12 protein-coding genes are annotated in these 6,929 nt (G+C 70.9%); 1 reads left to right on the forward strand and 11 read right to left on the reverse strand.

Annotation, left to right across the window (positions count from 1 at the left end; all coding sequences use genetic code 11):
- Positions 1 to 22: 22 nt before the first annotated feature.
- Genes VIW71_RS12185 through VIW71_RS12195 form a run of 3 tightly spaced genes read right to left on the reverse strand, consistent with a single transcriptional unit; the run spans position 23 to position 830 of the window.
- Positions 23 to 406 carry a DUF6907 domain-containing protein gene (locus VIW71_RS12185; protein ID WP_331622134.1) on the reverse strand — a complete coding sequence of 128 codons (384 nt, stop codon included), beginning with the start codon at positions 404 to 406 and terminating at the stop codon, positions 23 to 25.
- Entirely contained in the window at positions 403 to 678 is a 276-nt protein-coding gene (locus tag VIW71_RS12190) for a hypothetical protein (protein ID WP_331622135.1), read from the reverse strand. The genes VIW71_RS12185 and VIW71_RS12190 overlap by 4 nt, the downstream gene beginning before the upstream one ends.
- A complete protein-coding gene (locus VIW71_RS12195) occupies positions 675 to 830 on the reverse strand; it encodes a hypothetical protein (protein WP_331622136.1) in 156 nt (51 codons plus the stop codon). The genes VIW71_RS12190 and VIW71_RS12195 overlap by 4 nt, the downstream gene beginning before the upstream one ends.
- A 154-nt stretch (positions 831 to 984) precedes the next feature.
- Between VIW71_RS12195 and VIW71_RS12200 the strand changes: the two genes are divergently transcribed.
- Positions 985 to 1,167, forward strand: a complete 183-nt coding sequence (locus tag VIW71_RS12200; RefSeq protein ID WP_331622137.1) for a hypothetical protein — start codon at positions 985 to 987, stop codon at positions 1,165 to 1,167.
- On the opposite strand, the gene VIW71_RS12205 is transcribed toward VIW71_RS12200, so the two are convergent.
- The 8 genes from VIW71_RS12205 to VIW71_RS12240 all read right to left on the reverse strand — a co-directional run.
- Entirely contained in the window at positions 1,094 to 1,705 is a 612-nt protein-coding gene (locus VIW71_RS12205) for a hypothetical protein (RefSeq protein ID WP_331622138.1), read from the reverse strand. The two genes, VIW71_RS12200 and VIW71_RS12205, sit on opposite strands and share 74 nt — an antisense overlap.
- 162 nt (positions 1,706 to 1,867) lie before the next feature.
- The gene (gene dnaB, locus VIW71_RS12210) at positions 1,868 to 3,190 is read right to left on the reverse strand and encodes a replicative DNA helicase (RefSeq protein WP_331622145.1); all 1,323 of its coding nucleotides are present in this window, start codon (positions 3,188 to 3,190) and stop codon (positions 1,868 to 1,870) included.
- 14 nt (positions 3,191 to 3,204) lie between these two features.
- Positions 3,205 to 3,795 (reverse strand): ATP-binding protein, encoded by a 591-nt coding sequence (locus VIW71_RS12215; RefSeq protein ID WP_331622139.1) that lies wholly within the window; start codon positions 3,793 to 3,795, stop codon positions 3,205 to 3,207.
- Positions 3,792 to 4,751 carry a hypothetical protein gene (locus VIW71_RS12220; protein ID WP_331622140.1) on the reverse strand — a complete coding sequence of 320 codons (960 nt, stop codon included), beginning with the start codon at positions 4,749 to 4,751 and terminating at the stop codon, positions 3,792 to 3,794. The genes VIW71_RS12215 and VIW71_RS12220 overlap by 4 nt, the downstream gene beginning before the upstream one ends.
- Positions 4,752 to 4,924: 173 nt before the next feature.
- Positions 4,925 to 5,251, reverse strand: coding sequence for a hypothetical protein (locus tag VIW71_RS12225; protein ID WP_331622141.1), 327 nt, complete (start codon positions 5,249 to 5,251; stop codon positions 4,925 to 4,927).
- A complete protein-coding gene (locus VIW71_RS12230; RefSeq protein ID WP_331622142.1) occupies positions 5,251 to 5,691 on the reverse strand; it encodes a hypothetical protein in 441 nt (146 codons plus the stop codon). Before VIW71_RS12230 ends, VIW71_RS12225 begins: the two co-directional genes overlap by 1 nt.
- Positions 5,684 to 6,310, reverse strand: a complete 627-nt coding sequence (locus VIW71_RS12235; protein ID WP_331622143.1) for an HNH endonuclease signature motif containing protein — start codon at positions 6,308 to 6,310, stop codon at positions 5,684 to 5,686. The genes VIW71_RS12230 and VIW71_RS12235 overlap by 8 nt, the downstream gene beginning before the upstream one ends.
- Positions 6,307 to 6,929, reverse strand: a 623-nt coding sequence (locus VIW71_RS12240; RefSeq protein WP_331622144.1) for a hypothetical protein, incomplete at its 5' end; no start/stop codon positions are given. The genes VIW71_RS12235 and VIW71_RS12240, both read right to left, overlap by 4 nt.

The following is a 6,929-nucleotide window of genomic DNA, read 5'->3' on the forward strand; positions in this document are numbered from 1 at the left end:
CGCCACGTCGCAGTGGACCGGGTCACCGGCCGTTCTCCGGGCGGTTCTCGATGCCGAGGCGGCGGGCCATGAGACGGACGCGGCCGGCGGCCTCCAGGAGGTCGGCGACGAGCGTTTCGAGGCCGACGGTGTCGTACTCGGCGTGCTTGCCGTCGGCGAGGTGCACGGCGACGTGGACGTCGGTACCGGGGGCGTTGAGGCCGTAGGGCCACTGGGTGAGGGTCATCGTCAGCAGTTCGCGGGGGCCGCGGTGGGAGCCGGCGGTGATGAGGATGTCGGGGCCGGTGTGGTGGATGTCGGAGCGGGCGCCGCCGTCGACGTGGGTCGCCTGGGTGCACCACTGCGGGCAGGGGATGGTGACCGGGCCGTGGTCGGCGGTCACGATGGTGACGGTGTGGTCGGTCATGCCTGCTCACCGCTGTCCGCGAGCGGCTGCCACACGGTGTACGTGATGGGCGTTTCGGCGGTCCGGCCGGCCAGGTAGGCGGTGGAGTGCGCGATGTGGTGGCCGCTCTCGAGGATGCCCTCGACGGTGATGCGCGCGGCGGCGGCGCGGGCGTCGAGGATGCGGGCGCGGGCCTGTTCGTCCTCGGTGTGCCAGTGGGAGATCGGCACGTCCAGGGCGTCACGGATGGCCGTGAGCAGGTCGCGGACCTCGGGGGTGAGGGGTTCGGTCACCGGGTCACCGCCGGGCGGATGCTGCCGGTGATTCCGGCGGGGGTGGCGGTGAGGCGGGTGGTGCGGCCGTCCGACCGGCGGATGATGCCGGCCGCGACCATGCGGCGGGCGGGGTGCGCGTCGAGGCGCACGGGCGTGACAAGATCGGCCATAGCCGTCTCCTTGGTTTCGTCAAGGTGTTCGGTCAGGCCCCGGTCGGCGTCGCTAGCGCCGGCCGTGGGCCGTTTTGTTACTGCTCTAGGTGGCTAGCCACCACTGTAGGCGCGCCAGTGGACCGGTGGCAAGCCACCGTGAGACGATTCCGGCATGCCCTCCGTCCACAAGCACCCCGCCAAGGCGTTCCGCCCCGACCCCGAGCTGTACGAGCGCGCGAAGGCGGCGGTCGCCGAGGTGGGCTCGGACATGAACGCCCACCTCAGCGGATTCCTGCGGTGGCTGACCGGCGAGACGGATGAGCTTCCTCCCCGGCCGGAGCAGCCGCAGGACTGACCGCGGCCGGCGCCTGGCGCAGCGACGGCCATGCCTCCAGCGGGTACGTGCTGCTGCACCACTGGCAGGTGATGACCGTGCCGCGCTCGGGCAGGCGCAGCACCGCGCCGCAGCGCGCGCCGCCCTCGCCCTCGGCCGGGCAGACGCCGCCCCGCAGCGCCCGCGACCGCGGGCGCGCCACGGACACCGCGGACCGGTGCAGCTCGTGGATCTCGCCCGCGAAATCCCCGGCGGCCGGCCAGCTGCTGGCGATCCACGGCAGGTTGGTCCGCAGCGTCTTCGTGGCGGCCTCGACCTGCTGGCCGGGGTCATGGATGAGGGCGGGTGGCTCCCACTCCAGGGCGTCGAACAGCGCCCGGTGCCAGGACCCGAGGGTGCGGGCCATCTCGTGGCGCACGTCGACGACCGCGAAGTCCGTGAGCGCGGGGGAATGGATGGCCGGGGTGTAGCGCGGGCCGGGGCGGACGGACGGCTGCAGAAGGTCCTCCAGGCGCTTGAAGAGGGCGGGCATGTCGCCCAGGCGGTCGAGGGTGGCCATGGTGCAACCGGCGCACAGGTAGGCGGGGGCGGGCCCGCGGAGAGGGCGTTCACACAGTTCGCAATTCACGGGCGGTGCTCCCTGGTCGTGCGAGTGGTTTAGGTGCGGGGCCCGGCCGCCGTGGTGGCGGCCGGGCGGGGGTGTAGCTACACCCAGTCGCGGTTACGCCTGGGCCATGTCAACGAAGCGGGAGTAGTGGCCCTGGAAGGCCACGGTGATCGTGGCGGTGGGGCCGTTGCGGTGCTTGGCGACGATGAAGTCGGCCTCGCCGGCGCGGGGGGACTCCTTCTCGTACGCGTCTTCGCGGTGCAGGAGGATCACGATGTCGGCGTCCTGCTCGATCGCCCCCGACTCCCGCAGGTCGGACATCATCGGCTTCTTGTCGGCGCGCTGCTCGGGGCCGCGGTTGAGCTGCGACAGCACCACCACCGGCACGTGCAGTTCCTTGGCGAGGAGCTTGAGACTGCGGGACATGTCCGCAACCTCCTGCTGCCGGTTCTCGCGCCGGGACCCGCCGGAGTGCATGAGCTGGAGGTAGTCGATGACGACCAGGCGCAGCCCACCGGCCTGCTGGAGGGCGCGGCAGCGGGCCTGGATGCGGGCGAGGGTCTGGTTGGGGGTGTCGTCGATGTGCAGCGGGGCCGCCGTAACCCGCTCCATGTTCCGGGCGAACTTGGTCCAGTCCTCATCGTTCATCAGGCCCTGATGGCGCATGCGGTGAAGGGCGATCTGGGCTTGCGCGGAGAACAGGCGGTGCCGGATCTCGTCGCGGTCCATCTCCAGGGAGAACAGGACGGCGGGCAGGTTGTGCGTGATCGAGCAGGAGCGCAGGAGATCAACGGCGAGCACGGACTTCCCCATGGCCGGGCGCGCCGCGATGACGATCACCTGCCCGGGGTGGAAGCCGCCGGTCAGGGCGTCCAGGTCGGTGAAGCCGGTGGGGACACCGAGGGAGCGGCCGTTGTTCTGGAGGTCTTCCAGACGGCCGAGGTAGTCCTCGATGTCGTCGCCGACGAGCGTGCCGGCCCGGCTCTGGTCGTCGGCGAGGACGGCGGCGATCGCGGCCTGCGCCTCGTCGACGAGCCCGGCGGGGTCGCCCTTGGCGGCGTAGACGGCCTGCCGGGTGCGGTCGGTGGCCTGGAGGAGCCGCCACAGGATCGCGCAGTCGCGGACGATCTCCGCGTAGTACTCGCCATTGGCGGCTACGGGCACGGAGTTGACGCAGGCGTGCAGGTACGGGGCGCCGCCGACCCGGGCGAGGTCGCCGCGCTCGCGCAGCTCGTCGGCGAGGGTGATCGGGTCGGTCGGCAGGTTGCGCGCGTACCGGTCCACGATCGCGTCGTAGATCACGGCGTGGGCGGGGTGGTAGAAGTCCGCGCTGCTGCGCAGCACCTCGACCACGTCGCCGATCGCCGCGGAGGACAGCATCATCGCTCCCAGCACGGCCTGTTCGGCGGTCGTGTCGTGGGGCGGGGTGCGCTCCATCTCGTCGGCGTCGCTCACCGGGTCCTCCTGCGGTCGGCGCCGGTGAAGCGGACGAGGGTCGCGCCGTCGACCAGACGAGAGGCGGAACGCTCCCCGAGGAGGCCCTTCAAATCTGCTTCGTTCGACGTGATCAACGTGGGGCGCTGGTGCTGCCAGCGCTTGTCGATGAGAACGGAGAGGGCGTCGGCGTCCCAGTCGTTGACGCGCTGGGCTCCGACTTCGTCGAGAGCGAACAGGTCGGCCTCACGCCAGATACGCAACTGGTTGCGGTCAACGGGAAGGTCGGCGGCTTCCTTCACCTCGTGCGCGGCGGCGATCTCGAAGCGGCCGGTCCAGCCGGCGCGCACGAGGGTCTCGGCGGTCTTCCACAGCGACCAGGTCTTGCCGGAGCCGATGGTGCCCACCAGGATCAGCGAGCCGCGCTCACCGGCGAGGTACCCCTCGATCCACTTCTGCACGTCCGGGGCCAGGTCCCCGGGCTTGGCGAAGACGGGCGGGCGCCGGTCGAACAGCAGCCGCAAGCGGCGCTCCATCTGCTCGCGGCGGACGCTGGCCTGAGCCTCAGCGTGGGCCGCCGCATCGTCGTAAGGGTCGTAGTCAGTCACAGCTTGATCTCCACGGTGTTGTCGTTCCAATCGGGAATCGGGTCGCGGACGCTGCCGCCCCGCTGTCGGCCATGGGTCTTGCGCTGCTCGGCGGTGGCCTTGCGGCGCAAGGTCTCGTACTTCTCCCGGAGCTTCATGGGCGTGAGGATGTGCGCCTGCCAGAAGTCGTCGGCGTGGGCCCAGTCGATGGCTCGCTGGGCTTGTTCGACGGTGATGCCGTCGCGGTCCAGCAGCAGCCGGGCCGCGGTCCGCCACCTGCCGGTGATGGTTGGGCGCTTGCTGCCGGTGTGCTCCAGGACGTCGGCGAGGTGCGTGCAGACGGCTTCTACGTCGGCACGGGGTGCTGCTGCCTCTTCGCCCCCGGCAGCAGGCCGGGTGCGCGGCTTCCGCTGCGGCTTGGCGGGTGCGTCAGCCACAGACGGAGAAGAAGAGGAAGTAGTAGTTGGGGGTGAAGGAGTAGGGAGGGCTTTTTTCGCCCTCCTACTTGGCGGAAAAAGCCCTCCTACTCCGCCAGTAGCCGGGCTTTTTTCGCCCGGAGCCTGCTCGTTGCTGTCGTCGTAGGGGGGCGTTTCACGCCCGGCTACTCCGTCGTAGGGGGGCGAAATCCGCCCGGCTACGTCGTTCGAACCCTCCTCGTAGGAGGGCGTTTCTGGCCCGGCTACGTTGTCGATCGAGAGCTGCGTGAGGGTGAGGAACCGGTACTTCGCGGTCTTGCCGTTGTGGCCGCCTTCGACGTGCTCGATGACCTTCAGCTCTTGCAGCCGGCTGATGACGCGCCGCATCTCACGATCCGTCTTGATCATGGCCTGGCGCATGATCTCCGGGTCGACGACGCTGCTGTAGGTCAGGCCGGTGTCGTCGTTCGCGTCGTCGGCCAGGACCATGGCCGCCAACTTCTCGCGGTGCGTCATCTCGGGTGCCCAGCGCTTCACTGCGCGATACAGGTGGTAGCCCATCAGGTGCACGCCCCTGAGCGCCGCACGACGGCCCTGGCGGGGACGTGCGGCTTCCTCGTGGTGGTGCAGTTCACGAACGCTGGCTCTTTTCTGTCCGTGCCGGTGGTGGTCGTCCGCGAGGACACGCGGCCCCGGCCGCAGAGGGGCAGACCGGGACCGCGTGCCCGGGGGCACTATCCGGTGAGCCGATGGCGCGCGGCCTCGATCGCGGCGGCGAGCTGGGCGCGGGTCTCCGCCACGCCCCGCCAGTCCGTACCGACCACCTCGACCTCGGCCGCGCCACTGACGGCCCCGGCGATCGCGGCGGCGGTGAAGCCGAAGCACCGCTGTGCCGCGCCGATGTCGAGGCGCACGATCGACCCGGCGGGCACCTTCTCCAGGCCCCCGTACTCCGCGGTCGGCATGGGGGTGTGGACGGCACCGTCGCGGACCGGCAGCCGCACGGTCACCACGCCGCGCACGACGGGGCCGGCCGGACGGATGGGTGTGGGCTCGCTCATCACTGGCAGCCTTCCTTCTCGTCGCCTTCGGCGAGCTGCGGGCACCACCGGCGGTGGAGGTGCGCGGACTCCAGTTCGGCCAGGACCCGGGCGAGCGACTGCACGTCGACCATGGCCATGCGGGCACTGGTCTGCCGGACGGCGTCGATGGCCGCACGCAGTACGGCGAAGTCCTCCCCGAGGTCCGGGTCGGCCTCGATGCTGTTGCGGATGGCCTGGTCCATGCCGGCCTTGAAGTACGCGTCGAACAGGGCGCCCAGGGCGGCGGGCCGGTCGTCCTGCGGTGTGCTGTTCCACGCCTCGGTGCCGATGTCCCGGGCGGTGGCGAAGTCGTCGCCGCGGGCGTGGGTGGTGAGCTTGATGCGGGCGGCCCGCCACGCGCCGTGCCAGCCGTCGACGATGAGCCGGCCGATGATGTCCTCGAAGGCGTCGTCAACCACGGCTGCCCCCGTCCTGGCCGTCCTCGTCGAACGGGTGCCCGTTGATGCAGCGGGTCTTGCGCGCGTTGCGCCCGGTGATCGTGAGCGGGGAGCGGTGCTGGTTCTCCCGCGGGGTGACCGGCTCCAGGTGGTGCGGGTTGACGCACCGCCGGTGGAGGCACTTCTCCCTGCCCAAGCAGGACAGGTCACGGTTGTGGCATACGTGGTCGAGGTGCATTCCCTCGGGGATCGGGCCGATCATCAGTTCGTAGGCGACGCGGTGCACATAGAGCGCCTTCCTGCCCTTTCCGCGAATCTCGATCGTTCCGTAGCCTTCAGGGGTGACGCCCGCCGTCCAGATGATGCAGCCGCCCCACCCGGGGGTCGTCTTCTCCCACAGCCGTTCGACGATGGGGCGGGGCTCGTTCAACGCCTGGTAGGTGCCAGCCGCCTTGAGTGCGCGCAGGCGCCGCTGATAGCAGGCACTGCAGCGCCCGCGGGCGTGGAGCGGCCCTTCGGTGCCGCAATCGGCGCAGGTCGGATTTGCGGCGCGGGCTTCCAGGGCGGTGTCGGCGCCGCCGGGGCGGGCCGGGCGGCCGGGAACGATGTCCCCGACCGCCACGGTGGTGGGCGCGGTCACTGAGCGTAGCCGGACGTGGTGTCGGTCGGCTGAGCGTTCTCGCCCTCCGGCGGAGCGGTCGGCACCTCTGCGGCGAGGACGCTGATCATCGCGTCGAGCTTCGGCAGGAACGCGATCAACTGATCGCGCAGGTCGATCGCTCCGGCGAGGTCGAGGTCGTCGTCGGCGTTGGGCTCGGGGTACACCGAGAGCCGCATGGGACCGTCGGGCTTGCTCTCCCATTCCGGCGTGTACAGGTACGCGCTGAGGATGGCACCCTTCGATCCCGCCAGGGTTACGTGCTCGGCCTCGTCGCAGTCGGTGGGCGGGACGTACGGGGGCTTGCCGTCGAGGGTGTCTGCCAGGGCCTCGATCCGGGGCAGCGCGGCGCGGATCTTGGCCAGCTCGCGGCGTGCGCCGTCGGCGGTCAGCTCGCAGTCGCCGAACGAGATGGCCGCCCCGGCGCCGCGCTGACCGGTCCGTCGGTCGTCCTCGGAGACCAGGCGCGCGTCGATGTACGGCTGATCGGTGTGGTCGTGGCGGTGGCTGTCGCCGAGGTCGCAGTCCATGGCGACCCTGACCGGCTCGTCCATGTGGTACTCGTGGTCGCCGAACTCGATGCACCAGTCGTGGACCGGGC

The organism is Streptomyces sp. (assembly GCF_036524955.1).
Taxonomy (GTDB): Bacteria; Actinomycetota; Actinomycetes; order Streptomycetales; family Streptomycetaceae; genus Actinacidiphila.

Bases quoted from the DNA above. Each gene is read 5' to 3' on its own strand.
- VIW71_RS12220 (WP_331622140.1), bottom strand. From the start codon at position 4,751: ATGGGCTACCACCTGTATCGCGCAGTGAAGCGCTGGGCACCCGAGATG.
- VIW71_RS12185 (WP_331622134.1), bottom strand. From the start codon at position 406: ATGACCGACCACACCGTCACCATCGTGACCGCCGACCACGGCCCGGTC.
- VIW71_RS12195 (WP_331622136.1), bottom strand. From the start codon at position 830: ATGGCCGATCTTGTCACGCCCGTGCGCCTCGACGCGCACCCCGCCCGC.
- VIW71_RS12205 (WP_331622138.1), bottom strand. From the start codon at position 1,705: ATGGCCACCCTCGACCGCCTGGGCGACATGCCCGCCCTCTTCAAGCGC.
- dnaB (WP_331622145.1), bottom strand. From the start codon at position 3,190: ATGGAGCGCACCCCGCCCCACGACACGACCGCCGAACAGGCCGTGCTG.
- VIW71_RS12200 (WP_331622137.1), top strand. From the start codon at position 985: ATGCCCTCCGTCCACAAGCACCCCGCCAAGGCGTTCCGCCCCGACCCC.
- VIW71_RS12225 (WP_331622141.1), bottom strand. From the start codon at position 5,251: ATGAGCGAGCCCACACCCATCCGTCCGGCCGGCCCCGTCGTGCGCGGC.